The organism is Variovorax sp. PAMC26660 (assembly GCF_014302995.1).
Classification (GTDB): Bacteria; Pseudomonadota; Gammaproteobacteria; order Burkholderiales; family Burkholderiaceae_C; genus Variovorax.
This window is the reverse complement of the sequence record NZ_CP060295.1, coordinates 551,516-577,066: the sequence shown is the minus strand read 5'-3', so window position 1 is coordinate 577,066 and position 25,551 is coordinate 551,516. Positions and strand designations below refer to the sequence as shown.

The 25,551-nt window shown below is 68.3% G+C and carries 24 protein-coding genes; 17 read left to right on the top strand and 7 right to left on the bottom strand.

The annotated features are described in order from the left end of the window. Positions 1-24 precede the first annotated feature (24 nt). The 5 genes from H7F35_RS02720 to H7F35_RS02700 form a co-directional block, all read right to left on the bottom strand. Complete coding sequence (locus H7F35_RS02720; RefSeq protein WP_187114105.1) at positions 25-246, bottom strand: hypothetical protein; 222 nt, start codon at positions 244-246, stop codon at positions 25-27. A gap of 153 nt (positions 247-399) precedes the next feature. Continuing rightward, positions 400-2,022: a rhodanese-related sulfurtransferase gene (locus H7F35_RS02715; protein ID WP_187111454.1), complete on the bottom strand. Its 1,623-nt coding sequence runs from the start codon at positions 2,020-2,022 to the stop codon at positions 400-402. Further along, complete coding sequence (locus tag H7F35_RS02710) at positions 2,019-2,636, bottom strand: cysteine dioxygenase (protein ID WP_187111453.1); 618 nt, start codon at positions 2,634-2,636, stop codon at positions 2,019-2,021. Before H7F35_RS02710 ends, H7F35_RS02715 begins: the two co-directional genes overlap by 4 nt. Further along, positions 2,633-3,622 (bottom strand): ABC transporter substrate-binding protein, encoded by a 990-nt coding sequence (locus H7F35_RS02705; RefSeq protein ID WP_187111452.1) that lies wholly within the window; start codon positions 3,620-3,622, stop codon positions 2,633-2,635. Before H7F35_RS02705 ends, H7F35_RS02710 begins: the two co-directional genes overlap by 4 nt. Further along, a complete protein-coding gene (locus H7F35_RS02700) occupies positions 3,619-4,854 on the bottom strand; it encodes an acyl-CoA dehydrogenase family protein (RefSeq protein ID WP_187111451.1) in 1,236 nt (411 codons plus the stop codon). Before H7F35_RS02700 ends, H7F35_RS02705 begins: the two co-directional genes overlap by 4 nt. A 143-nt stretch (positions 4,855-4,997) precedes the next feature. Between H7F35_RS02700 and H7F35_RS02695 the strand changes: the two genes are divergently transcribed. The 8 genes from H7F35_RS02695 to H7F35_RS02660 all read left to right on the top strand — a co-directional run bounded on the left by H7F35_RS02695 (position 4,998) and on the right by H7F35_RS02660 (position 13,251). Next, a complete protein-coding gene (locus H7F35_RS02695) occupies positions 4,998-5,984 on the top strand; it encodes an ABC transporter substrate-binding protein (protein WP_187111450.1) in 987 nt (328 codons plus the stop codon). Between the two features lie 150 nt (positions 5,985-6,134). Then, entirely contained in the window at positions 6,135-7,244 is a 1,110-nt protein-coding gene (locus tag H7F35_RS02690; RefSeq protein ID WP_187111449.1) for an LLM class flavin-dependent oxidoreductase, read from the top strand. A 154-nt stretch (positions 7,245-7,398) separates the two neighbouring features. Continuing rightward, complete coding sequence (locus H7F35_RS02685) at positions 7,399-8,184, top strand: class II aldolase/adducin family protein (RefSeq protein WP_187111448.1); 786 nt, start codon at positions 7,399-7,401, stop codon at positions 8,182-8,184. A 27-nt stretch (positions 8,185-8,211) separates the two neighbouring features. Beyond that, a complete protein-coding gene (locus H7F35_RS02680; RefSeq protein WP_187111447.1) occupies positions 8,212-9,213 on the top strand; it encodes an ABC transporter substrate-binding protein in 1,002 nt (333 codons plus the stop codon). Next, positions 9,210-10,295 carry an ABC transporter permease gene (locus H7F35_RS02675; RefSeq protein WP_187111446.1) on the top strand — a complete coding sequence of 362 codons (1,086 nt, stop codon included), beginning with the start codon at positions 9,210-9,212 and terminating at the stop codon, positions 10,293-10,295. Before H7F35_RS02680 ends, H7F35_RS02675 begins: the two co-directional genes overlap by 4 nt. Further along, a complete protein-coding gene (locus H7F35_RS02670) occupies positions 10,289-11,086 on the top strand; it encodes an ABC transporter ATP-binding protein (protein WP_187111445.1) in 798 nt (265 codons plus the stop codon). Before H7F35_RS02675 ends, H7F35_RS02670 begins: the two co-directional genes overlap by 7 nt. A 1-nt stretch (position 11,087) precedes the next feature. Next, positions 11,088-12,245 (top strand): c-type cytochrome, encoded by a 1,158-nt coding sequence (locus H7F35_RS02665; RefSeq protein ID WP_187111444.1) that lies wholly within the window; start codon positions 11,088-11,090, stop codon positions 12,243-12,245. A 34-nt stretch (positions 12,246-12,279) separates the two neighbouring features. Further along, positions 12,280-13,251 (top strand): ABC transporter substrate-binding protein, encoded by a 972-nt coding sequence (locus tag H7F35_RS02660; RefSeq protein WP_187111443.1) that lies wholly within the window; start codon positions 12,280-12,282, stop codon positions 13,249-13,251. Here the strand turns inward: H7F35_RS02660 and H7F35_RS02655 are convergent, their stop codons facing one another. After that, complete coding sequence (locus H7F35_RS02655) at positions 13,252-14,736, bottom strand: PLP-dependent aminotransferase family protein (protein ID WP_187111442.1); 1,485 nt, start codon at positions 14,734-14,736, stop codon at positions 13,252-13,254. Between the two features lie 122 nt (positions 14,737-14,858). Between H7F35_RS02655 and H7F35_RS02650 the strand changes: the two genes are divergently transcribed. Next, positions 14,859-15,584, top strand: coding sequence for a GNAT family N-acetyltransferase (locus tag H7F35_RS02650; protein ID WP_187111441.1), 726 nt, complete (start codon positions 14,859-14,861; stop codon positions 15,582-15,584). 321 nt (positions 15,585-15,905) lie between these two features. Here the strand turns inward: H7F35_RS02650 and H7F35_RS02645 are convergent, their stop codons facing one another. Then, positions 15,906-16,763 (bottom strand): symmetrical bis(5'-nucleosyl)-tetraphosphatase, encoded by an 858-nt coding sequence (locus H7F35_RS02645; RefSeq protein ID WP_187111440.1) that lies wholly within the window; start codon positions 16,761-16,763, stop codon positions 15,906-15,908. A gap of 23 nt (positions 16,764-16,786) precedes the next feature. Between H7F35_RS02645 and H7F35_RS02640 the strand changes: the two genes are divergently transcribed. The 8 genes from H7F35_RS02640 to H7F35_RS02605 all read left to right on the top strand — a co-directional run bounded on the left by H7F35_RS02640 (position 16,787) and on the right by H7F35_RS02605 (position 25,535). Continuing rightward, entirely contained in the window at positions 16,787-18,097 is a 1,311-nt protein-coding gene (locus tag H7F35_RS02640; RefSeq protein WP_187111439.1) for a hemolysin family protein, read from the top strand. Between the two features lie 8 nt (positions 18,098-18,105). After that, positions 18,106-19,083: a lipopolysaccharide kinase InaA family protein gene (locus tag H7F35_RS02635; protein ID WP_187111438.1), complete on the top strand. Its 978-nt coding sequence runs from the start codon at positions 18,106-18,108 to the stop codon at positions 19,081-19,083. A gap of 26 nt (positions 19,084-19,109) precedes the next feature. Then, positions 19,110-20,093 carry a VWA domain-containing protein gene (locus H7F35_RS02630; protein ID WP_187111437.1) on the top strand — a complete coding sequence of 328 codons (984 nt, stop codon included), beginning with the start codon at positions 19,110-19,112 and terminating at the stop codon, positions 20,091-20,093. 10 nt (positions 20,094-20,103) lie between these two features. Beyond that, positions 20,104-21,444, top strand: a complete 1,341-nt coding sequence (locus tag H7F35_RS02625) for an adenylosuccinate synthetase (protein ID WP_261803497.1) — start codon at positions 20,104-20,106, stop codon at positions 21,442-21,444. Positions 21,445-21,452: 8 nt separating this feature from the next. Beyond that, positions 21,453-21,884, top strand: a complete 432-nt coding sequence (locus H7F35_RS02620) for a hypothetical protein (RefSeq protein WP_187111436.1) — start codon at positions 21,453-21,455, stop codon at positions 21,882-21,884. Next, positions 21,885-22,529 (top strand): ankyrin repeat domain-containing protein, encoded by a 645-nt coding sequence (locus tag H7F35_RS02615; protein ID WP_187111435.1) that lies wholly within the window; start codon positions 21,885-21,887, stop codon positions 22,527-22,529. 365 nt (positions 22,530-22,894) lie between these two features. After that, a complete protein-coding gene (mdlC, locus tag H7F35_RS02610; protein ID WP_187111434.1) occupies positions 22,895-24,553 on the top strand; it encodes a benzoylformate decarboxylase in 1,659 nt (552 codons plus the stop codon). Positions 24,554-24,587: 34 nt separating this feature from the next. After that, positions 24,588-25,535 carry a ketopantoate reductase family protein gene (locus H7F35_RS02605; protein ID WP_187111433.1) on the top strand — a complete coding sequence of 316 codons (948 nt, stop codon included), beginning with the start codon at positions 24,588-24,590 and terminating at the stop codon, positions 25,533-25,535. The last annotated feature ends 16 nt before the right edge of the window (positions 25,536-25,551 follow it).

Below are 25,551 nucleotides of genomic sequence, written 5' to 3'. Positions count from 1 at the left end.
CGCGCAGCCTGGGGGCGAGTTCAATCACCTCCAACCGCGGTGCCAGCCGTACCGCGGGTGATGCCAGCCCCAGCCATAGCGCGGGTGATAGGCCCACACGAAGCCGATGCCGGGCGACACATAGGTCGGCGAGACATACGCCACGCCCGGAGGTGCCGCATACATGGGTTGCGCGGGTGCGACCACGCAGCCGGTGAGTGCAGCCGCCAGCGCGGCGGCAGAAATGGCGAGAACAGGGAATCTCATCATGGCGATGCTCCTGGGACAAGTTGTTATCGATGTCCTCAAGCAACGCCCCGTTTCATCGGGGGATGACGGCCTTTACCCGGGCGAAACAGTGTCACCGGCCCGTTGCAGGCCGGTGTCTTTTCAGTCTTTCAAACTGCTTTCGCGCTGTCGTCAGATCACGTTGAAGTGATGCGTTCCGTCGCGTCCCAACTGCGCGACAAGGCCGTACTCCCAATCCAGATAAGCCTGCATCGCCTCGGCCGGTGCATCGGTGCCTTCGTAGGGGCGGCGGTAGCGATCGGTGCGTGGTGTGGCCAGCCGTGTTTCGCCTGACTCGATCTCAAGGCCCGCAGCAAACCACGCCGCGTTGCCGCCATTCAGCACCTGCACTTCGACATCGCCCTTGCCGCGCGCATCGAGCAGCGTGCGCAGGTCCGCCGCGGCGTAGCGCGCGAGCAGGCTGCTGCCGCAGGTCAGCACATAGCGCTGCGCCAACGGAATGACGGCATCCAGCGCCTGAATGAGTTGCGCGCGGATCACGTACCAGGCGCCGGGGACGTGGCGCTTCGCGTAGTTGGCGCTGGTGGTCACGTCGATCACGGCCGTGCCGGGTTGCTTCAGCAAGGCTGCGAGTTCAACCGGCGCGATCTCTCCCACGACAGCGGCAACAGGCGGATGGGCAGGCACCGGGACTGCTGTTTCGGTCAACGCCGAAGCCGCAGGCACTGCGTCCAGCACGTAGACCTCCCAGCCCATCTGCGCGAGCCACGACGCGCTCATCGATGCCCGCACGCCATCGTCGTCGACCAGCACGATGCGCGCGCCGCGCACCGGCACTTGATGGTCGGTTTCCTGCACAAGCTGCCCACCGGGTGCGCTCGCAAAGCCCGGCAGATGGCCCGCCGCATATTCCTCGGGCGTGCGAACGTCGAAGCGGTACACCGTGCGGCCCGGCGCTTCGAGCGCCTGCAACGCGTCGAGTGCAATGCGCCGTACTCCCGCGCGATCGGCCACGCGCCGTGCATCGGCCTGCGCCTGCGCGCGGTGCGCGTCGGACACCGCCGCCGGCGCCTGCCGATCGGCCCCATGGTCCAGCACCTGCCCCGCCAGCTTCCAGCCGATGGTGCCGTTGCGCAGCGCAGCCACCGGGTTCGGAATGCCTGCATTCACCAGCGACTGCGTGCCGATGATGCTGCGCGTGCGACCTGCGCAGTTCACGATCACTTGCGTGGCCGGATCAGGCGCCAGCTCGCGCACGCGCAGCACCAGTTCCGCGCCGGGCACGCTGGTGGCCGAGGGAATGCTCATCGTCTGGTATTCGTCGAAGCGGCGCGCATCGAGCACCACCACATTGGCCTTGCCATCGACCAGCGCCTTCACTTCGGGCGCGGAGAGCGAGGGCGTGTGCCGCTCGTGCTCGACCAGTTCGCCGAAGGATTTGCTCGGCACGTTCACGTCGCGGAACAGCTCGCCGCCCGCCGCGCGCCAGCCTTCGAGGCCGCCTTCGAGCAGGTGCACGTTGGTGTAGCCGAGCGAGGCCAGCGTCTTCGCCGCCAGCGGCGCCAGATCGAAGCCGTCGTGCGCGCCGTACAGAACGATCAGCGTGTCCCGCCGCGGAATGCGCCGCCAAGCTTCGATCTCGATGCGCGACAGCGCCAGGTTCGCGGCCCACAGCGGATGCTCCTGCGCGAACGGGTCTTCCTCGCGCACATCGAGCAGGGCGATTTCTTCGCGGGCAATGAGGCGCTCGCGCACGGCGGTGAAAGAGAGAAGGGGAAAGGTGGCAGTCGTCATTCAGGCGTTGTCGATCTGAGTTCGGCGGAGCGATCCCACAGGTTGGGGAGCAGCGTGTTGGAGTATCCGGAGACAAAGGGCTTGCGGCCACCCTCCGTCGGGTAAGTATGCCGCCGCACGGCGCCGATATTCGCGCCGTAGACATGGATGCTGATCGATACGCGGTCCGCGTGCGCGTTGTGCACGCGGTGCAGGTCGCCGACGGTGGGCGACACGGCTTCCACATCGCCTGCGTCCAGCCGCACCGCTTCGCCATGAGGCTGTGCAATGCCGTCGCTGCCGAAGACATAGCCCTGGCTGTATTCCGCGCCGCGCAGCATGCCGATCAGCCCCCACACCGTGTGGTCGTGCACCGGCGTGGCCTGCCCCGGCCCCCAGACAAAGCTGACGACCGAAAAACGCTCGGTGCTGTCCGCGTGCAGCAGGAACTGCTGGTAGCGCGCCGGGTCGGGCTGGGCAAAGGCATCGGGCAGCCAGTCGTCGCGCGCGACCAGCGTGCGCAGCAGCGTGTCGCCTTCAGCGAGGACGCGAGATTCTTCAGGCGCGCTGTCGAGCAGCCGGCCGAAGGCGCCGACGAATTCGCGCAGCGGCGCGATCGAAGACGGCGCGGTCACGCCGCGCGTTTCCAGAGCTGCGTGTCGGTGATCGCGCGCACGTCGATTCGCACCGGCAGGATGCCGTCGCGTGCGGAGCGATCGGCCACGGCCTGCAGCGCGACGATGTCCGCTTCACTCACTGGCCGGCCCGCCACCGAGGCGCGCGCGGTGATGATGCGCGACGACTCGATCGGCAGCCGCGTGAGCTGGCCGTAGGCCTGCGCGTAGGCCTCGGGATTGGCCAGCGCCCAGTCGCCCGCGCGGCACAGCCGGTCGAGAAACTGCACGATGGCTGCGCGCTTGGCCGGATCGGCCAGCGAATGCTCGCTCGCCGTGATGAAGCCCAGCGCGGTGTTGATGCCGCGCCCGTCGCGCAGGATGCGGCCGCCTTGCTGCAGCGCGATCGCGTAGTACGGATCGAAGATGGCCCAGGCGTCGATCTGCTTCGAGGCAAATGCTGCCGCTGCATCGGTCGGCAGCACGAACTTCACCGTCACTTCGTCGCGCCGCACGCCGGCTTCTTCGAGCGCGCCGTAGAGCTGGTATTGCGAGATGCTGCCGCGCGCGGACGAGACGATCACCGTCTTGCCGCGCAGCTCGGCCACGCTGCGCAGTGGTGAGTCGGGCTGCACCACGATGCCCAGCGAATCGGCTTTGCCGACGCGCGTGGCCACGATCTTGAGTGGTGTCTTGCCGACGGCCGCGGCCAGCACCGGCAGGTCACCGGCCATGGCGGTGTCGACCGCCGCGCTGCGCTGTGCCTCGAACAGTGGCGCCGCGCCCTGGAAGTTGGCCCAGCGGTAGGAGAAGGGCGCGCCGTCCAGCGTCTTCGAGGCTTCGAACAGCGAGCGCAGGCCGCCCGCCTGGTCGCCGAGGATCAGCGTGGTCTGCGTGATCTGTGGTTGTGCGAAGGCGCGCAACGAGCCGGCGGCGGCCAGCGACAGCGCGGCGCCTTGCTTCAGCCAGCTTCGGCGAGAGGCTTTGGAGAACAGCAGGTCGGTCATGCGGCAGCTCCCGCAGCCAGCAGCGCGCGCTTGCCCGCTGCGATCAGGACCGCATCGTTCTGCGGCGTGTGGATGCGGCTGCACAGCACGTCGCGGTAGTGGCGCTCCAGCGGGTTCTGCCGCGTCAGGCCGTGGTTGCCGCTCAGTTGCAGGGCGAGTTCGACCACGCGGATGGCGTTGCCCGTCACGCTGTACTTCAGCAGTCCGCTGTCGGCGGCTGGTTGTGCGTGGCCGTGGTCGACGGTGCTGGCCGCATCGTCGAGCAGCACGCGGTTGGTGCGCAGCAGCGCCTCGATCTCGCCCACGTGCTCCTGCACGCGCGGCAGGCTCGCGAGCGGCGCGCCCAGGCTGCCGGGCGCGCGACTGTTCAGGAAGCCGACCAGCCAGTCGCGTGCGGCGCGGGCCACCGCGTCGTAGAGGCTGCCGAGCAGCACCACCATCCAGGCCTGCTGCGTGGCGTGGGCGTCGATGTCGGTCTGGCTGCCGGCATCGGGCGCCCAGTCGGCCGGCGCGCGCAGGTCGACGGCATGGTCGAGGTCGATGGTCACGTTCTCGAACATCACTTCATGGCTGCCCGAAGCGCGCAGGCCCAGGTGGTCCCAGCTCGCGATCACGCGCACGCCGGGCGCATGGCGCGGCACCAGGAACACGCCGGTACGGGGCGAGGCTTCGTCGGTGCGGGCCCACACGGCGAGCCATGCCAGGCCTTCGATGCCGGTGGTGTAGAGCTTGTGGCCGTCGATCTTCCAGCCGTTGCTCTCGCGTCGGGCGACGGTGCCGGGCAGGCCGCCCCTGGCGGGTGAGCCGAGCGCTGGCTCCACGCGCAGCGAGTTGATGAGCGCACCGCGCTCCACCGCGTCGCGCGTCACCCGCTCGCGCAGGTGCGGCGGCCAGCGGCTGTCGTTGCGCGTCAGTGCGTGGTGCTGCAGATAGGTCATGGTGAGGATCAGCGCCGTGGCCGGCTCGCCGCGCGCCACGGCGGCGATCACGCGTCTGGCCGTCGCGAGCGTGGCGCCACCGCCGCCATGCGTGGCCGGCGCCACCAGGCCGATGAGTCCGTGCGCCTGCAGCGCCGCGAAGTTCTCGCGGGGAAAAGCGCCGCTGCGGTCATGGTCGGCCGCGGTGGCGGTGAATTGCGCCGACAGGTGCGCCAGCACCGAATCGTCGACGGTGGCGGGCAGATGTTGTTCTTCAGTCGTGGCCGGCGCGCGGCGCAAGGGGAGTGCACTCATGGTCCCCGCACGGTAACGGGCTGCCGGAGCCTGGAAAACGATGCATCCCGCATATCCAAACTCGTTTTTCTGCGTTCGCTTTCGGCGGCCCTCTCGTTACGGTCTCGTGACTCCCGAAGCAGGAAGAAGAAAGAACTCAACGCATGAAACCGGATTTCTCCCTCGACCGACGCAGCCTGCTGCAAGCCGCCGCGGCATGGGGCGCCGCAGCGACCGCAGGGTGGGCCGGTGCGGCCACGCCATCGCGCGACCTGTCGGGTGTGACGCTGCGCGTGGGCACCTACAAGGGGCTCTGGCGGCCGCTGCTCCAGGCCTCGGGGCAGGCGAACACGCCCTACAAGATCGACTGGCGCGAACTGAACAACGGCGTGCTGCACATCGAGGCCATCAATGGCGACGCGCTCGACCTGGGCTCGGGCAGCGAGATTCCGCCGGTGTTCGCGGCGCGCCAGAAGTCCAGCGTGCGGCTCGTGGCCGTGACGCATGAAGACCTGAACAACCAGGCCACGCTGGCGCGCAAGGATTCGCCGATCCGCAGCATTGCCGACTTCAAGGGCAAGCGCGTGGGCTATGTGCGCGCCACCACCTCGCACTACTACCTGGCCAAGCAGCTGGCCGAGGCAGGGCTTTCGTTCAACGACATCCAGGCCGTGAGCCTGACGCCTTCCGATGGCCTCTCGGCCTTCGCGCGTGGCGATCTCGATGCCTGGGCCATCTATGGCTACAACGGCCAGATCGCGCGCACTCAGTACGGCGCACGAATCATCAAGACGGGTGTTGGCTATCTCTCGGGCAACTTCCCGATCTATGCCAACCCGCGCGCGCTCGACGACGCGCTGCGCCGCGCGGCATTGAGCGACCTGCTGCAGCGCCTGCAGCGTTCCTTCGCGTGGATCAACGGCAACTTCCTGGCCTATGCGCGTGCGCAGGCGGCCGAGACGCGCGTGCCCGTCGGCGACATCGTCGAGCTGTTCAACGGCCGCAGCGGCGACTACAGCCTGGGCCCCGTGAGCGATGCCGTGGTGCGCAGCCACCAGGACGTGGCCGACACCTTCCTGAAGATCGGCGTGCTCGACGGCCCCGCCGACGTGAAGCCCCTGTGGGACCGCAGCTTCGAGAGCGTGCTGTAGACATGTCCACCCCCAGGCTTCGCGCACTTCGTGTCGCTTCTCCAACCCCCTCGCCGGGGGCAACACCTGCAGCCCGGCAAAGCCGGTTCTGCGGTGTTCCCGCAATGAACCCGCATCACACCTTCGCCAATTGACAAAGAGGACATCGCTATGAGCCAGAACGACGTTGAATTCATCGGCATGATCCAGGGCCAGAAGGTCTCGGAGATCCACGCCGCCAAAGGCCCGGCCATCGACCGCGACTACGTGCGTGCCTTCGCGCAGGCGCACGAGAACGCCGGCTTCGACCGCGTGCTGGTGCCACACCATTCGACCGGCCCCGACGCCACGCTCACAGTGGCCTATGCGGCTTCGGTCACCGAGCGCATTCACTTCATGCTCGCGCACCGCCCGGGTTTCGTGTCGCCCACGCTGGCGGCGCGGCAGTTCGCTTCGCTCGACCAGTTCAGCGGCGGCCGGCTCGGCGTGCACTACATCTCGGGCGGCTCCGACGAGGAGCAGCGGCGCGACGGCGATTGGCTCGACCACGACCAGCGCTATGCCCGCACCGACGAATACCTCGACGTGCTGCACAAGGTGTGGGCCGCCGAGAAGCCTTTCGATCACGAAGGCGCGCACTACCGCTTCCAGAACGCGTTTTCCGAAGTGAAGCCGCTGCAGACGCGCAACGGCAAGCCGCATGTGCCGGTGTACTTCGGCGGCGCGTCGGAAGCCGCGATTCCGGTCGCCGGCAAGTACGCCGACGTGTATGCGCTGTGGGGCGAATCGCTCGACCAGGCGCGCGAGCTGACCACGCGGGTGCGCGCCGAGGCGGCCAAGCACGGACGCAGCGTGCGCTTCTCGGTGTCGTTCCGCCCGATCCTGGCCGAGACCGAAGAGGACGCATGGGCGCGCGCCGAGAACATCCTGGCCGAGACGAAACGCCTGCGCGTGGTGCAGGGCTACAACCGCGGCGGGCCGCAGCAGAGCGAAGGCGCGAAGCGCCTGCTGGCCGCTGCCGACAAGGGGCCGCGTGTGGACAAGCGCCTGTGGACCGCGGTGGCGCAGGAGATTGGCGGTCGCTCGAACAGCACCGCGCTGGTCGGCACGCCCGAGCAGGTGGCTGATGCGCTGCTCGACTACTACGACCTTGGCGTGACCACCTTCCTGATTCGTGGCTTCGATCCGCTGGAAGACGCGACGGACTATGGCCATGAGCTGATTCCGCGCACGCGCGAGTTGGTCGCGCAGCGCGCTGCCTCCGTTCGCAAGGCTGCCTGATTCCGTCTTTCTCCCTCCCCCTCTGGGGGAGGGCAGGGGTGGGGGCAAGCGGCATTCAATGCCGCGCAGCCTCGAAGGCCGCGCGTGCCCCCATCCCAACCTTCCCCCAGAGGGGGAAGGAGAAAAACCAAGAAACCGAACACGAGGAATCCCCATGAGCGCCGTTCTTTCCATCGACCGCAACGCCCCCCAGCCGCTGAAGCTCAACCCGAACCCCCAGCAGAAGTACTGGTTCGACCCCACCCCCCCGCGCACCAGCGTGCAGGCCGAACGCCGTCACCGGCAAGAGCGCCTGGCCGGCGCCTTCCGCCTGTTCGCCCGCTTCGGCTTCGCACAAGGCCTGGCCGGCCACATCACCGCGCGCGACCCCGAGCTGACCGACCACTTCTGGGTCAACCCGCTGGGCATCCACTTCTCGCGCATCAAGGTGTCCGACCTGCTGCTCGTCAACGCAAAGGGCGAGACCGTCATCGGCGACAGGCCGCTGAACAAGGCCGCCTTCGCCATCCATGCCGCGATCCACGAGCACAACCCGAAGATCGTTGCCGCCGCCCACACGCATTCGACCTACGGCAAGGCCTGGTCCACCCTGGGCCGCAAGCTCGACACGATCACGCAGGACAGCTGCGTGTTCCATGAGGACGTGGCGCTGTTCGACGATTTCACCGGCATGGTGGGCGACCGCAAGGGCGCGATCCTCAAGAACCACGGCATCCTGACGGCGGGCCCGACGGTGGAGGCCGCCGCGTGGTGGTACATCGCGCTCGACAACGCCTGCCACACGCAACTGCTGGCCGAGGCCGCCGGCAAGCCGCAGCCCATCGACGAGGCCACCGCGCGCCACACACACAGCCAGATCGGCGGCCCGGAGGGGGCCATCCATTCCTTTGACAGCCTGTACGAAGGCCTGGTCGAAGCCGAGCCCGAGCTGCTGCTCTGATCCCCAAAAAAACGTCCGGAGTTGTCGATGAACGCATCCCTTACCCGCCGCAGCGTGCTGCGCGCTGGCGGCGCCGCCGCCGTGGTCGCCTCGGGCGGCCTGATCGCCTCGCAGGCTTTCTCGCAGCAGTCCCGCAAGCTCACCTTTGCATGGAACGCGGCGGCCTTCTGCCTCTCGCCCGTGGTGGTGGCGCAGGAGCGCGGGTACTTCGAGCGCAACGGCCTGCAGGTGGACCTGATCAACTACACCGGCTCGACCGACCAGTTGCTGGAGTCGCTGGCCACGGCCAAGGCCGATGCGGCGGTCGGCATGATCCACCGCTGGCTCAAGCCGCTGGAAGCGGGCTTCGACGTGAAGATCGTCGGCAGCTCGCACGGCGGCTGCGTGCGGCTGGTGGGTGCCAAGAGCGCGGGCGTGACCGACATCGCCAGCCTCAAGGGCAAGATCATCGGCGTGTCGGACATCGCGAGCCCGGGCAAGAATTTCTTCTCGATCCTGCTCGCGAAGAACGGCGTCGACGCCGACCGCGACGTCACCTGGCGCCAGTACCCGGCCGACCTGCTCGACATTGCGGTGAAGAAGGGCGAGATCCACGCCGTTGCCGACGGCGACCCCAATGTCTACCTGATCGAGAAGCGCAACAAGGGCGTGTTCGTCGAAGTCGCGAGCAACCTCTCGGGCGAGTACAAGGACAAAGTCTGCTGCATCGTTGGCGCGCGCGGCGAACTTGTGCGCAAGGACAAGGCGACGGTGGCTTCGCTCGTGCGTTCCATTGCGCAGGCCTCGGACTACGTGGCCGAGAACCCGAACGAATCGGCCAAGCTCTTCGCCAAGTACTCGCCCAACGTGCCGGTTGAAGACCTGCGCGCGCTGCTGGGCACGCTCACGCACAACCACCATCCGCTGGGCAAGAACCTGCGCGACGAGGTGGAGTTCTATGCGCGCGATTTCCGCAGCGTCGGCGTGCTGAAGAAGACGACCGACCCCGCGCGCTTCGCCGAGCACGTGTCTTACGACCCGCTGGCATGAGTACGCCCGACCCCGCGCTGGGCTTCGATTCCCTCCCCTTCCGGGGGAAGGCCAGGGTGGGGGCTGCGGCGCCCGCACGCGCACAGGCCCCCGCTTCGACGCTGCAGCACCGCATCTCTACGGCCTTGCCCGCGTGGCGCAGCGGCTTCGCCGCCGCCGTCGCATGGTTCGCCTTGGGCCTGCTCACGGTCTACTGGCCCAACAAGGCCGTCGGCTTCAGCGACTGGGCCTACACCGACGAGTTCGGCATCGCCGCCATCGTCGTCGGCGCGTTGCTGCTGGCCGTCGCGCTGCTCGGTGCGCGCGCCGGCCGCGTTGCGCGCGTACTGCGGCCCGCCGGGCCGTGGCTCATCGCGCTGCCCGTGCTGTTCGCCATCTGGGAGATCGCGACCGCCAAGCTCGCCTTGCTGCCTACGCCTTTCTTCGCGCCGCCGCAAAGCCTGGTCGAGACCTACATCGACGATTGGCGCCGCCTCGGTGAAAGCCTGCTGCATTCGACCCGGCTGCTCGCCCACGGCTTCGTGCTGGGCGCACTCGCCGGCTTTCTGACGGGCGTGACCATTGGCTGGTCGCGCATCGCGGGTTACTGGGTGCATCCGGTGCTGCGCTTCGTCGGCCCGGTGCCGGCCTCGGCGCTGCTGCCGCTGGCGTTCTTCTTCTTTCCGTCCAGCTATGCGGCGGCCGTGTTCCTGATTGCGCTGGCCACGGGCTTTCCGGTGGCGGTGCTCACGTGGTCGGGCGTGGCGACTGTCAATCGCAACTACTACGACGTGGCACGCACCATGGGCGCGAGCGAGCGTTTCCTGGTGCTGCGCGTGGCGATTCCTGCGGCCTTGCCCCAGGTGTTCGTCGGCCTGTTCATGGGGCTGGGCGCGGCCTTCTCGGTGCTCGTTACCGCAGAGATGATGGGCGTGAAGGCCGGGTTGGGCTTCTACCTGTCGTGGGCGCAGGGCTGGGCCTCGTACTCGAACATGTACGCCGCGCTGATCGTCATGGCCGTGCTGTGCTCGGGCCTGATCACGCTGCTCTTCAAGGTGCGCGACCGCGTGCTGTCGTGGCAGAAGGGAACCGTGAAATGGTAGACGCCGTCACCGCCGCCGAGCCCAGCGTTCGCAAGGCCGGCGCGCACATCGACATTCGCGGTGTGAGCCACTGGTTCGATGTGCCGGCGGGGCCGCTGCAGGTGCTCGATGACATCGACCTGACCGTGAAACCGGGCGAGTTCGTCGCGCTGCTGGGGCCGAGCGGCTGCGGCAAGTCAACGCTGTTGCGGCTGGTGGCCGGCCTCGAACCCGCCACGGCCGGCCGCATCACGCAGGACGACGTGCAGATCACGCGGCCCGACCCATCACGCATCGTCGTCTTCCAGGACCCGACGCTCTACCCCTGGCGCAGCGTGTGGGACAACGTGGCGCTGGGCCTGCAGGCACGCGGCGTGCTCAAGGCGCAGCGTGGGCGTGTCGATGAGGCGCTCAAGCTCGTGGGCCTGACCGATTTCGCGAAAGCCTTTCCGCATCAGCTCTCGGGCGGCATGGCGCAGCGCGTGGCGCTGGCGCGCGCATTGGTCAACGACCCGCAACTGCTGGTGCTCGACGAGCCGCTTGGCAAGCTCGACTCGCTCACGCGCATCGCGATGCAGAGCGAGTTGGTCAACCTGTGGCAGCGTGCGGGCTTCTCTGCGCTGCTGGTCACGCACGACGTGGAAGAAGCGCTGTTCCTTGCCAACCGAGTGATCGTGCTGAGCGACCGGCCGGCGCGCATCGCGGCCGAGATCGTGGTCGACCTGCCGTATCCGCGCCACCGTGGACATGCGCGACTGGCCGAGCTGCGCCACGAAGCATTGAAGCACCTGGGGCTCGACGCCACCTGGTGACATGAACAGCACGCCCGAGGCCGATTGGCTCAACCTGCTGATCGGCCTGCTACAGGGCGCGCAATTGCAGTTGCTGCGCGTGCTCGATGCGCTGGGGCTCGCGACGCGGGTGCACGGACAGCCAGCGTGGCCGTGGGCGCATCGGCTGTCGGGCGAGAACCTGCTGATCGACCTGGGGCAAGCACGCAGCTTGGCGTGGACGCTGGTGTTCGTCGCCGTGGCGGTGCTCGCGCTGCTGCTTGCCGTGTTCTGGCGGCGTCCGCGCCTCTACTTTCTCGCGCTGGTGCCGATGCTGCTGATCGCAGCGCCCTGGCCCGAGGCGCGCGTGGTGCTGGTGCCTGCGACACCCACGAGCTTTCAGCAGTCGCCCACGGGCTTCACTGCCGCATCCATCGCGCAGGGGCGGGCGCTCTATGACCAGCACTGTGTCGCCTGCCACGGCGTGGACGGCAAGGGCGAAGGCCCGCTCGCAGCTTCGCTGGCCGTGTGGCCGCCCAACCTCAGCGGACCGCTGCTGTGGCGGCGTGCTGATGGTGACTTGCTCTGGCGCATTCTTCACGGCACGCGCGAAGCGCAGCAAGGCAAGTTCACGATGCCCGGCTTCGGCGGCAAGCTGGACGAGGCCGACGCTTGGGCCCTGGTCGATTTCATGAAGGCGCAGGGTGCGGGCCAGAGCCTGCGTGCGCTCGGCAACTGGCCGCAGCCCATCGGCCTGCCCGACATGGCGGTGCGATGCGGCGTCAAGCCGCTGCGCCAGCTCGCGAGCTGGCGAGGGCAGCGGCTGCGCATCGTGGCCGGCAACGTTGCGCCGTCAGAAGATCCGAGGCTGGTGACCGTGGTGCTGAGGCCGCCGTCGTCGCACGCGTCGACCTCCGCCGACTGCGTGGCCGAGTCGCCCGCCGCATGGGAGGCGCTGGCGCTGATCGCCGGCACCGACCAGCTCGACGGCACCCAGCTCATCGCCGACCGCGACGGCTGGCTGCGCGCGCGTGGCGAGCCCGGCAAGGCGGGTTGGTCCGACGACGACTTGCTGTGCCGCAGCGAGCGCCTGCCTGTGCCCTCAAAGACCGCGACAGGCACCGGCGACGGACTGGGCGCGCTGATCGCCCGCATGGACGCGGAGCCCGTGCGCTTCGTCAAGGGCGGTTTCATCCACTGAATTTCCTTTTCCATTGATCGACACCGTAGAACCCATGAACAAACACCTCGACAGATCGCGTAGGCAGCTCATCACCCACGGTCTTGCCGCTGCCACCGCCGTAGCGTTGCCCGCGTTTTCCTTGCAGGCACGCGCGCAGGGGCGGCCCGTGCTCAAGGCCGGCGACCAGAAGGGCGGCCTGCGTGCGCTGCTCGAAGCGGCCGGCGGCCTTGAAGGCCTGGGCTACGACATCCAGTGGTCCGAGTTCCCGGCTGCCGCGCCGCTGGCCGAGGCGCTGAACGCAGCAGCGGTCGATTCCGGCCCCATCGGCGACGCGCCGCTGATCTTCGCGCTCGCAGCCGGCACGCGGGTCAAGGCGATCGGCGCGAACCGGTCCGACTCGTACGGCACCGCCGTGCTGGTGCGGCCCGATTCACCGCTGAAGAATGCGGCCGACCTCAAGGGCAAGAGCGTGGCAACCAACCGCGGCTCCATTGGCCACTACGTCACGCTCAAGGCCATCACGGCGGCCGGGCTCAAGCCCGAGGAGGTGAACATCCGTTTCCTTGCGCCGGCCGATGCCAAGCTCGCGCTGACGCAGGGCTCGGTCGATGCATGGGCTACCTGGGAGCCCTACACCGCACTGGCCGAAGTCAGCCACCATGCACGCGTGCTGGTCAGCGGGCGCGGGCTGCTGCCGGGGCTGAGCTACCTCGCGGCGACCGATGCGGCCATTGCCGCCAAGCGGCCAGTGCTGCAGGATTTTCTGCAGCGCGTGGTGAAGGCACAGCTCTGGTCGTACCGCAACGTCGATGCCTACTCGGCTGCGCTCGCACGCATCATCGGTATCCCGCCCGAGGCCGCCAAGCTGCAGTTCGAGCGCCGTCAGCAGAAGTGGGTGGCCATCGACGCGCAGGTCATCGCCGACCAGCAGGGCACGGCGGACTTCTACCGGCAGGTCGGACTCATCAAGCAGCCGCTCGACGTGAAGGGCACCTTCGACACCGGCTTCGGCGTGGCGGGTTGATCAGGCACGTTCGGCCGCGCGCGCCAACTGCGACAGCCGCTTGACCAGCGGCTCAAAGAGTTCGGCCGGCGTGTTGCCATAGCCCAGCACCAGCCCGTTGTCCGAAGGCGTCGGCTGCATCGCGAAGCCTGACAGCGCCGACGGCGCGATGCGATGGCGCAAGGCATCGGCTGCGATCCGGCGGTCGTCGAAGCGCTCGGGCAGCCGCACGGTCAGGTGCAAGCCGCAGTGGCCGCCGTCGATCTCGTGCGGCACCTTGAAGTGCTTGCCCAGCGCCAGTCGCAGGGCCTGCTGCCGGTCGCGGTACAGCCGCCGCATGCGGCCCAGGTGCCGGCTGAACTGGCCGCTCTCGATGAAGTCGGCCATGGCCAGTTGCTCGTGCCGGTGGCCGCCGCGCAGCATTTCTTCCAGCGGCGACTGCACGGCGGCCACGAGCTGTTCGGGCAGCACCAGGAAGCCCAGGCGCAGCGACGGGAACATCGTCTTGCTGAAGGTGCCGACGTAGAGCACCGGTGCCTGCGCCACCAGCCCCTGCATTGCGCCGATGGGCTCGCCGTTGTGGCGGAACTCGCTGTCGTAGTCGTCCTCGATGATCCAGGCACCGTGATGGCGCGCCTGCGCGATCAGCGCCAGCCGGCGCGCGATGCTCAGCACCGTGCCGGCCGGGTACTGGTGCGAGGGCGTGGTGTAGATCAGCCGGGGCGGGTGCTTCTGCCAGTCGCGCTCGCTCACGCACAGGCCTTCGGCATCGAGCCGCAGCGGCACGATGCGCAGGTCGCCCGCATGCATGGCCGCCTTCACGCCGCGATAGCCAGGGTCTTCGACCCAGCCGATCTCGCCGGGGTTCGACAGCAGCCGCACGCACAGGGTGATGGCTTCCTGCGCACCTTCGGCAATGACGACCTGGTGTGGCTCGCAGCGCACGCCGCGCGCAATGGCCAGGTGCCGCGCGATGGCGGCGCGCAACTGCGGCTCGCCCAGCGGATCGCCATAGCCGAGCGTGGCGGGGCTGGCGTTGCGCATCGCGCGGTCGAGCGAGCGCCGCCACGCGGCCATGGGAAAGTGCGACAGCGCGGGCACGCCGGGCCGCAAGGCCGCATCCATCGCGGCACGCGGTGCGCTGGGCCGGATATGAAGCAGGCGCTGCGCGGTGGACGGCATGGCGTCTGGCTTGCCGGTGCGTGCGGGGCGTGCGAGAAGTACGGGCGACGACAGTTCGGTCACGCGCGTGCCCTGCCGGTCGGGCTGTACATAGCCTTCGGCGGCCAGGTGTTCGTAGGTCGCGGTGACGGTGTTGCGCGAGATCGAGAGCGCCTCGGCCAGCGCACGCGAGCCCGGCAACCGGCTGCCCGGCGCCAGGCTGCCGTCGAGGATGGCGCGCTTGAGGCGGTCGTGCAACTGGCGCTGCATCGAGCCCGCGTCGCGGTCTTTCACAAGGGCGGCTTCGAGCAGCGTGGTGGTAACGGGGTCCGGCGAATCGGTCATGAAAGGGCAGATGCGCGTGGCACCATGAAAAGCATTGATCGTGGTGCTTCCGGTGGCGCCACGTTCCGCGTACTTTATAGGTCTCCGGCGATGCCGTTCCCTTTGTTCCGAAAGTCCCTTCCATGCCAGTCCGCCACAACGAACACGGTCAATCCCTCGGCCCCCTCATGCCCGAATGGAGCGCCTGCCCGCAGCCACCGCGCGAGCCCATCGAAGGCCGCTATTGCAAGCTCGAACCAGTGAACGCCGCGAAGCACGCCGACGACCTGTACGCCGCCTACGCGCAAGCCCCCGACGGGCGCGATTGGACTTACCTGGGCGTCGAGCGGCCCGCCGACCTGAACGCCACGCGCGCCCACATCGAGCGCCTTTCGCAGAGCACGGACCCGTTGCACTTCGCCGTCATCGACAGGCAGAGCGGCCGTGCGGTCGGCACGTTGTCGTTGATGCGCATCGATGCAGCGAACGGTGTGATCGAAGTCGGCCACGTCAATTTCTCGCCGCTGCTCAAGCACACCCCGATGTCCACCGAAGCGCAGTACCTGCTGATGAAGCTGGCTTTCGACACCCTGGGCTACCGGCGCTACGAATGGAAGTGCGACAGCTTCAACGAACCATCGAAGCGCGCGGCCGCCCGTCTGGGCTTTCAGGCCGAGGGCGTGTTCCGGCAGTACAGCATCTACAAGGGCCGCAGCCGCGACGCGGCGTGGTTCTCGATCATCGACAGCGAATGGCCGGCGTTGCGCACGGCGTTCGAGCGGTGGTTGTCGCCCGCGAACTTCGATGCGCAGGGGCAGCAGCGCATGGCTCTCGACAGGTTCCGGCTGCCTTCTGTTGCCACTGAATGAGATGACGGTTTACGGTTTGGGCGCTGCTGCTGTTCAGGGCGACACTCCCGCCGACACGGTGCTCTTTTTCGCGAATGTCCCCCGCTTCGCTCCTCCTTTATTTAGCTAAAAAGAGCCCCGTATCGGCGCGAGCGCTGGACAGAGCGGTCATTGATCGCAGGATCACCAGCAGCGTGCCCATGTGCGAATGACACCGGGTGCTCCCCGCAGCGAAATAAAGGAGGAGCGAAGCGGGGGACATTCGCGGAGGGGAGCACCCGGTGTCATACGCACTCGCCCTGAACTACAGCGCCTGAACACCAGCGCTCTGAACTGAACTGCTCAGCCCCCGGGCTTTTGCGCCTGCTCGCACTTCACCTGGATCAGCTCGCGCTCGTCCAGCGTCGCGCCGATACGCACCGCGCTCAGGCAACCGCCCCAGACGCATCCGGTGTCCGTCGACAGCAGGTCGGGCCGCGAGAGCCAGCCCAGCGTCGACCAATGGCCGAAAGCGACGGTGGCCTTGGCGGTCTTGCGGCCGGGCACGTCGAACCAGGGCATGAAGCCCTCAGGTGCAGTGGCCGCACTGTCCTTGGCCTCGAACTCCATCACGCCATCGGCCGTGCAAAAGCGCAGGCGCGTCAGGGCGTTCACGATGGCGCGCAGCCGCGCGTTGCCCGTCAGCGTGTCGCGCCATTCATCAGGCTCGTTGCCGTACATGGTGAGCAGGAAATCGCCCAATGCCGGCCCGCGCAGCACCGATTCGACCTCGGCCGCCAGCACCAGCGTGTCGCCCACCGTCCACTGCGGCAACACCCCCGCATGAACCATCAGCAGGTCGCCCGCCTTCTCGCCCTGGCCGATCTGCATGTGCAGCGCCATGTGCTGCTGACGCACCCAGTCGAGCATCGCCTCGCTGTCGGGCGCGGCCAGCAGATCGGCCAGCGTGTCTTTGCGGCCGGCCTTGCGCGCCCCGTGCGCCACGCCCAGCAGGTGCAGGTCGTGATTGCCCAGCAGGCTCAGCGCCGAGCCTCCGTAACCCTGCACGCGCCGCAGCACGGCGGCCGAATCGGGGCCCCGGTTCACGAGGTCGCCGAGCAGCACGATGGTGTCGCGGCTGGGCGAGAACGCGATCTCGTTGAGCAGCCGTTGGAGGGCAGGGTCGCAGCCCTGGACGTCGCCGATCAAGTAAAGTGACATTCCTTCATTCTCTCCCCCCGTTCATGGATGTTTTCCTGCTGGCCTTGCTGACCACGCTCAATGCGGCGTTCGCAATGTCCGAAATGGCCCTTTCCACCAGCCGGCGCGCACGCCTCGCGGCCCTGGCCGAAACGGGAGACACCGGCGCCGAAGCCGCGCTCAAGTTGATGGAATCGCCCACGCAATTCCTCTCGACGGTGCAGATCGGCATCACCTCCATCGGCATGCTCAGCGGCATCGTCGGCGAGGCCGCCTTCGCTGCGCCGCTCGCGGTGTGGATGGAAAGCGTCGGCATGGGCGCGGGCACCGCGAGCATTGCCTCCACCGCGGTGGTGGTGACCTGCATCACTTTCTTCACGATCATCTTCGGCGAGCTGGTGCCCAAGCGCATCGGCCAGCTCTACCCCGAGCCGGTGGCCCGCTTCGTGTCGCGCCCGATGCGCGGGCTGGCCAAGGCGGCCAAGCCCTTCGTGTGGCTGCTGGCGGGTGCCACGGCCACCATGCTGCGGCTGCTGCGCATCGACGCCAACGCGGCCCGTTCGGTGACCGAGGAAGAAATCTCGGCCAGCCTCGAAGAAGGCGTGGACGCCGGCGTCATCGAACACCATGAGCACCAGATGGTGCGCAATGTGTTTCACCTGGATGACAGGCGCCTGTCGTCGCTGATGGTCCCGCGGGCCGACATCGAATGGCTCGACGCGTCCAACTCCGTGTCGCAGGCGCTGCAGAAGGTGGCGGATGCGGCGGCGCTCAACCTCGTGCATTCCTGGTACCCCGTATGCCGCAATTCGCTGGATGACGTGGTCGGCGTGATCAGCGTGGCGCACCTGTTGCGCCTGGGCGCTGCATACCCTGGCGTGCTGGGCCAGGAAGCCACGCCCGCCGTGTTCGTGCCCGAGACGCTCACCGGCATGGAGCTGCTGGAGCAGTTCCGCGCGCGCGCCGGCCGCCTGGTCTTCGTGGTCGACGAATACGGCGTGGTGCAGGGCCTCATGACCCCGCGCGACCTGCTCGAAGCCATCACCGGCGAACTGCAGCCCGGCATGCAGACTGACGCCTGGGCGCGCCAGCGACCCGACGGCGTGTGGGAGCTGGATGGCCTGATGCCGGTGTCCGAGCTGCGCGCGCGGCTCGGCATCCGCGAGCTGCCCGACGAAGAGCGCGGGCGCTACAACACGGTGGCGGGCCTGCTGATGTCGGTGTCCGGCCATCTGCCCGAGGTGGGCGAGCACATCGACTGCGCGGGTTGGTGCTTCGAGATCGTCACGCTCGAAGGCCGTCGCATCGACCGCGTGCTGGCGTCGCCTGACCCCGCCGCGCGCGAAGAAGACTGAGGCCGGGCATGCTGTCGCTGCTCGCCCTGAGCTGCCCTCAATGTTCCGCACCGCTGCCGCGCGCCGCGCGCTGGCGCACCGTCAACTGCAGCTACTGCGGCGCCACGATCACGCGCGGCGAGGAGACGGTCGAGCGCGAGAGCTTTCGTGCCGCGCTGCGCCGGGCCAATGCCGACGTGGCCGGCGGTCGCATCCTGACGTGGCGTGAGTCGCGCTACCGCGTGCTGGCACCGCTGGCCACCGGCGAGCACAGCGAAGTGCTGCTCGCCGAACGGTTGGGCGCGCTGCCCGAGCGCGTCACGTTCAAGCTGGCGCGCGACTCGGCCGCCAACGGCGTGCTCGCGCGCGAAGGCGTCGTGCTGCAGGCTTTGCAGGCGCTGTCGGTGGCGGGTGCTGCCTACTTCACACGCCGGCTGCCGCAGCCGCTGGGCGTGGGTGTGGCCGAAGGCCTGGGCGATGGCGCACGGCAGGCGCTGGTGCTGCGCCACCCGACCGGCTTCTGGGGCAGCCTGCAGGATGTGCTGCAGGCCAACCCGCAGGGCATCGATGCGCGCCATGCCGTCTGGATCTGGCGCCGCATGCTCGAAGTGCTGGCCTTCGTGCATGGCGCCGGCTGGACGCACCGCGACCTGTCGCCCGCGCATGCGCTCGTGCATCCGCGCGATCACGGCGTGCTGATCATCGGCTGGTCGCGCGCGCAACAGGCCTCCGCATCCGCACATGCTGCGGCCGTGGCACGCGACCTGATGCAAACCGCCTGGACCGTGCGCGCGCTGCTGCACGGCGGCGCGGCCGGCGAGCCGGGGCTGGGCGCGCACACGCCCGCACCGCTTGCCACCTTGCTGCGCCAGTGCAGTGAAGACGCCGCCACCTGCGCACGCCTTGGCGCGCAGGGCATCGAGCAATCGCTCTCCACCGCGTCGCGCGAAGCCTTCGGCGCGCCGCAGTTCGTTCATTTCGATCCCGCGCCGCGCGTCGGCGCCTGAAGAATCAATCCTCAAGGAGCACCCCCATGGGCTACGGAAACTACTCGCACGCCGCTCACACGGCGCTGATTGCCGACCGCGCCGCCAAGCCCGGTGCCGAGGTCTTCACGCAGCGTGCCACGCACGCGCTGATGAACCCCAAGGGTTTGAAGGTGCGCGAGTCGCGCGACAACGCCGACCACCCCAACTCGCTGGGCATCGTGTTCGCACTCGACGTCACCGGCTCGATGGGCGACATCCCGCAGACTCTGGCGCGCCGCGAGCTGCCCACCTTCATGAAGCTGCTGACCGACTGCGGCGTGGCAGACCCGCAACTGATGTTCATGGCCATCGGCGATGCGACCTCCGACCACGCGCCGCTGCAGGTCGGCCAGTTCGAGTCGACCGCCAGCCTCATGGACCAGTGGCTCACCTGGAGCTACCTCGAAGGCGGTGGCGGCGGCTCCGGCGAAGAAAGCTACGAGCTGGCCTTCTACGTGATGGCGCAGCACACCGACATGGACTGCTGGGTCAAGCGCAAGAAGCGCGGCTACCTGTTCGTGACCGGCGACGAGCTGCCGTACCCGGCCGTCTCACGGCACCAGATCGAAGGCCTGATCGGCGAAAAGCTCGATGAAGACATTCCCATCGAGGAAGTCATCGCCGCCGCGGCCGAAACGACCAACCTGTTCTTCCTGATCCCCGACGCGCAACGCCGCCGCCGCTGCGAACCGCGCTGGCGCGAGCTGCTGGGCGATCACGTCATCTGCATGGATTCGCCCGACGACGCCTGCGCGGTGGCCGCCGGCATCGTCGCATTGACCGAGAAGGCAGTGCCCAACCTCGACGGCCTGGCCAAGGTGATGAGCGCTACCGGCATGGCCAAGGAGCGCGTGGGCGGTGTGCTGCATGCGCTCGACGGCTATGCCGCGCTGCTCGACCCCACGGCACCGCGCCGCGCGCCGCCGGCCGTGGCCACCGCTGCGGCATCGGGCACGCGCTCTTCGTGGTGGAAGCGGCTGTTCGGTTGATCGACGCCGTGTGACGACGCGCTACGTCTCGCTGCTCGGCCTCGGCTTCGGGGATTGCGGCAAGGGCCTGTACACCGACTATCTGTGTGCCGCATGGCAGGCCCACACGGTGGTGCGCTTCAACGGTGGCGCGCAGGCCGGACACAACGTGGTGCTGGCCGATGGCCGCCACCACACTTTTTCCCAATTCGGCGCCGGCAGTTTTCATGCGGGCGTGGCGACGGTGCTCGCGAGCCCGGTGGTGGTGCATCCGACCGCGTTGCGCATCGAGGAAGAAGCGCTGCGGCGCGTGGGCGTGCACGACGCCTTTTCGCGGTTGCTGGTCGATGCGCGCTGCCGGGTGACGACGCCCTTTCATCAGGCGGCGGGCCGTCTGCGCGAATGGGCGCGAGGGGCGCGGGCGCATGGCAGTTGCGGTGTGGGCGTGGGTGAGACGGTGCGACAGGCATTCGCTGCCCCTGGTGACACGCTGCACTACGGTGACCTGAAGAATCCTGTGCGCGCGCTCGACAAGCTGGAGGCTTCGCGCGTCTCGCTGCACCGCGAGTTCGCCGGCATCGATGCGTTGCCATCGCACGCCGATGCGGCGCAGGAGCTGGCCATGCTCGACGACGATTCGCTCGCCGCACGCTGGCTCGACGCCGTGGCCCCATGCCTGCGACAGTCGCCACCCGCCAGCGCAGACGCGATCGGGCAACGGCTCGCACGCTCCGGCACCGTGGTGTTCGAGGGCGCACAGGGCGTGCTGCTCGATGAGTGGCGCGGCTTTCATCCGCACACCACCTGGAGCACCATTTCCACCGCAGCCGTGGAAGCCGTGCTGCACGACGCGGGCATCACATCACCCGTGCAGCATCTCGGCGTGCTGCGCAGCTACCTCACGCGCCACGGCTCGGGCCCGCTGCCCACGCACGACCATGCGCTCGATGCGCGACTGGCCGAGCCGCACAACGCCGACGAAGGCTGGCAGGGCGTGTTCCGGCGCGGCCATCCCGACGCGGTGCTGCTGCGCCATGCGCTCGATGCCGTCGGGCCGCTCGACGGATTGGTGGCGAGCCATCTCGATGCGATCGACGGCGCGGGCTTGCGCTGGTGCAGCAGCCATCGTTCGCCGGACGGTTCGATCCTCACCTCGTTGCCGTGCAGCGATGTCGCGCACGACCTCGATCATCAACACGCGTTGACGCGGCTGCTGCAAAGCGCCCAGCCTATTTACGAACCCGGCGCCATCGCCAGCCCGCAAGAGTGGGTCGAACGCGTCGAAGCCCTGAGCGGGCGGCCCGTGCGCTACGGCGCGTTCGGACCGACACGCGACACGGTGCGCGTCGTTCGCCCCATCCAGAGTTTTTGAAAGACCTTGTGCCTGCGACCTACAACCTTCCCCTGATCCTCGCGGCATGCCTCAGCGCCGTGGCTGCGCTGCTGCATGTCTGCATCGTCTTCGGCGGCCCCGCCTGGTATCGCTTCTTCGGCGCCGGAGAGCGGATGGCCTCGGGCGCGGCGGCCGGCCATTGGTATCCGCCCATCGTCACCTTGCTGATTGCCTGCGTGCTGGGCATCTGGGCCGCGTATGCGCTGTCGGGCGCCGGCGTGCTGCGGCCACTGCCGTTGCTGGCCTTCGTGCTGCCGGCAATCACGGCTGTCTATCTGGTGCGCGGGCTCGCCGCGCTGGCCTTGTTCGTCTTCGACCGTCGCCGTCTTACCGCCTTCTGGGTCTGGAGTTCGACCATCTGCTTTGGTTTTGGCATCGTCCATCTGCTGGGATTGGTGCAGGTCTGGGACAGGCTCTGAATGCGCGCACCTTCCAAAACCTCGCTCTTCGCCGCCGCCAAAATCTGGGACGTCGCCTCGGTGGCGGCTGCGTTGTCTCAGTCGCCTGAACTGGTCACGGCCACCGACCCGCAGGGCCGCACCGCGTTGCATCAGGCTTGCACCATCAAGCCCGGCAGCAGTCCGCCGCTCATGGAGCCCAACGGCCTGAAGACCGTGGCAGCGCTGCTCAAGGCCGGCGCCGACCTCGAAGGCGAGGTCCCCATGGACGAGGACGAAGGCGACTTCCGCGCGACGCCGCTCTGGTACGCCGTCGCGCGCGGCGAAAACATGCCGCTGGTCGCGGCGCTGCTCAAGCGCGGCGCCAACGCCAGCTATTCGCTGTGGGCGGCCGTCTGGCGCGACGACGAAAAGATGTGCGGCGCGCTGCTCAACGCTCGACCGCAACTGAACCTGCGCGCCCATGGCGAAACGCCCATCTTCTACGCAGCAAGGCTCCAGCGCCTCAAGACACTGAGCCAGTTGATCGATGCGGGTGCCGATCCCTCCATCGCGGATTTCAGCGACCGTGATGCGTTGGACATCGCGCGAGCCCGGCGTCTGCCGAAGGAATTCATCGAACGCCTCGAAGCCTTGAAGCAACGCAAGCGCATTCCACGGTCATGAAGAGCGGTGGCTCATGGCCCTCCACAGCCGGGCCCATCGCGGCACGCCACTGAAATTCGCGCTGCAGGTCGAGGCGGCATTGATCGACGAGGTCGTGCCACGCGCGCGTGCCATTCCATCCACTGCATCCACATCTGCGCAAACTGCGGCGCCCGCGTCTGAAGGGCAGCGTCTGCAGCAGCCCCAGATGGCCCGGGCCGGCAGAGGAATCGTCCCGGTCGGATCGACGTCTTTGACATGCACCGAATGAATATTCGATAGTGCCCTCATCTTATTGATTTATGAGGCACGCACTCCGAAGATCGGTGCTCACTCGTTCAGGTTCGCCACCGCCGTGCGGTCCGCGTCCCAATCAAAAACCGTTCATGACCATCTCTTTCGCAACAACCCCTCTCGCTGCCGCCGCAGCTTCCGCCAGCGCCGAGCGCCTCACCGTTCGTCAGGCCGTGCTCGATCTGCTGCGTGCTTTCGGCATGACAACCCTGTTCGGCAATCCGGGCTCGACCGAGCTGGGTCTGTTCCGCGATTTTCCGGCCGACTTCGACTATGTGCTGGGCTTGCAGGAGTCGGTGGTGGTGGGCATGGCCGACGGTTATGCGCAGGCCACGCACAAGGCCAGCTTCGTGAACCTGCACTCGGCGGCGGGCGTGGGCCATGCGATGGGCAACATCTTCACCGCGCACAAGAACCAGACGCCGATGGTGATCACCGCGGGCCAGCAGGCGCGCTCCATCCTGCCGTTCGATCCGTTCCTGTTTTCCGCGCAGGCCACCGAACTGCCCAAGCCCTACGTGAAGTGGAGCGTGGAGCCGGCCCGCGCCGAAGACGTGCCGCTGGCCCTGGCGCGCGCCTACTACATCGCCATGCAGGAGCCGCGCGGCCCGGTCCTGGTGTCGATCCCGGCCGACGACTGGGACCGCCTGACCGAGCCCGTGCTGCCGCGCGTGGTGAGCACCGAATTCCGCCCCGAGCCGGTGGTGCTGGGGCAGATCGGCGATGCGCTGGACGCAAGCCGCCGCCCGGCCTTCGTGGTCGGCACGGGGGTGGACCGCAGCCAGGCGTGGGACGACATGGTGGCGCTGGCCGAGCGGCACAACGCCAGCGTCTGGGTGGCGCCGATGTCGGGGCGCTGCGGCTTCCCCGAAGACCACCCGCTCTTCTCCGGCTTCCTGCCCGCGGCGCGCGAACAGATCGTGCAACTGCTCGGCGGCCACGACTACATCTTTGCGGTGGGGGCGCCAGCCTTCATCTACCACGTGGAGGGCCATGGCCCGCACGTGCCAGCCGGTGCCGCGCTGGGCCAACTGATCGACGACCCGACCATCGCCGCCTGGACGCCGGTAGGCACCACCGCCGTGGGCAATGTGCGCCTGGGCTTGCAAGACCTGCTGGACCGGCCCGTGGCTGCGCAAGTGGCCGGCCGGGCTTCGCCTGCACCGCGTGCGGCACGGCCCGTGGCGACGGCACCCGAGGGTGAAGAGTTGATGTCGGTTGCCTATGTGCTGCAGACCCTGGCCGAATTGCGCGACCGCGCCAGCATCGTGGTCGAGGAGGCACCCACAGCGCGCTCGGTGATGCACCGCTACCTGCCGATGCTGCAAAGCGGCGGCTTCTACACCATGAGCAGCGGCGGGCTGGGCCACAGCATGCCGGCGGCGGTGGGCGTGGCGCTGGCGCAGGCCAAGGCGCGCAGCGGGCGCAAGGTGATCGGCTTGATAGGCGACGGCTCCAGCATGTATTCGATCCAGGCGCTGTGGAGCGCTGCGCAACTGAACCTGCCCATCACCTTCGTGGTCCTGAAGAACCGCCGCTACGCCGCGCTGCAGGACTTCGCGCCGGTGTTCGGCTTCGCGCCCGGCGAGACCCTGCAGGGCACCGATCTTCCTGGGCTGGACTTCACGGCGCTGGCGCGCGGCCAGGGCTGCGAGGCGGTCTCGGTGCGCGATGCCGGCGCGCTCGCCGGCGTGCTGCGTGCGGCGCTGGCGGCTGCGCGGCCCATGCTGGTCGAGGTGGAGGTGGCTTGAGGGCCAGCCGTCTTTCTGATCGAAGCGCGACCCGATGAAGAATCTTTCCCCAACCCCGGGCCGCATCGGCATCCTTGGTGCAGGTGCCATGGGCACGCTGTTCGGTGCACGACTGGCCAGTGCGGGCGTGCCCGTGTCACTGGTCGATGTGAACGACAACTTGCTCGAGACACTGCGGCGCGAAGGCGCACGCTGCACAACCGACGAAGGCCTGCTGCAGACCCCCGTCGAGGCCTTGCGTGCCGACCAGTTGCAAACCGGCCCTGAGCGTTGGCTGGTGTTCACCAAGTCGGCGCACACTGCTGCGGCCCTGCAGAGCATCGCTCACCTGATCGGGCCCACCACGCACTTCCTGAGCCTGCAGAACGGCATCGGCCATGCCGAGGTGCTGCAGCGCTTTGCGCCCGCCAGCCGCGTCGCGGTCGGCGTGACCACCTGGCCCGCGCGGCTGCTCGGGCCGGGCGAGGTGAGTTCGCTGGGGCAGGGCGGCATTCGCTTCATGGCTTGCGATGGCTGCGTCAACCCGGTCTTCGAGCAACTCGTGCAAGACCTGAACGCGGCGGGGCTGAACAGCAGGATCGACCCCGACGTGCAAGCGGCCATCTGGGAGAAGCTGGCCTTCAATGCCGCGTTCAACGGCATCTGCGCCCTCAGCGGGCAGACCGTGGGCGGCCTGGCCAATTCAGTGGGCGAGCCCTTGCTGGAGGCTGCGCTCGAAGAGGCGCTGGCCGTGGCCCATGCGAATGGCGTGAACGCCAGTGGCGAGCGGGTGCGTGCCGCAGTGCGCGATGCGCTCGACCACCATCAGGGCCATCAGCCCTCGATGCTGCAAGACCTGCTGGCCGGCCGCGCCACAGAGGTCGAGGCCATCCACGGCGCGGTGCTTCGGGCGGCCGAAAACCATGGCCTGCCCACGCCGGTGATTCGCACCCTGTACCAACTCATTCACCTGCGCGAGCGCGCCGCACACCAGCCAGCCTGATTTCCGTTTTTTCATG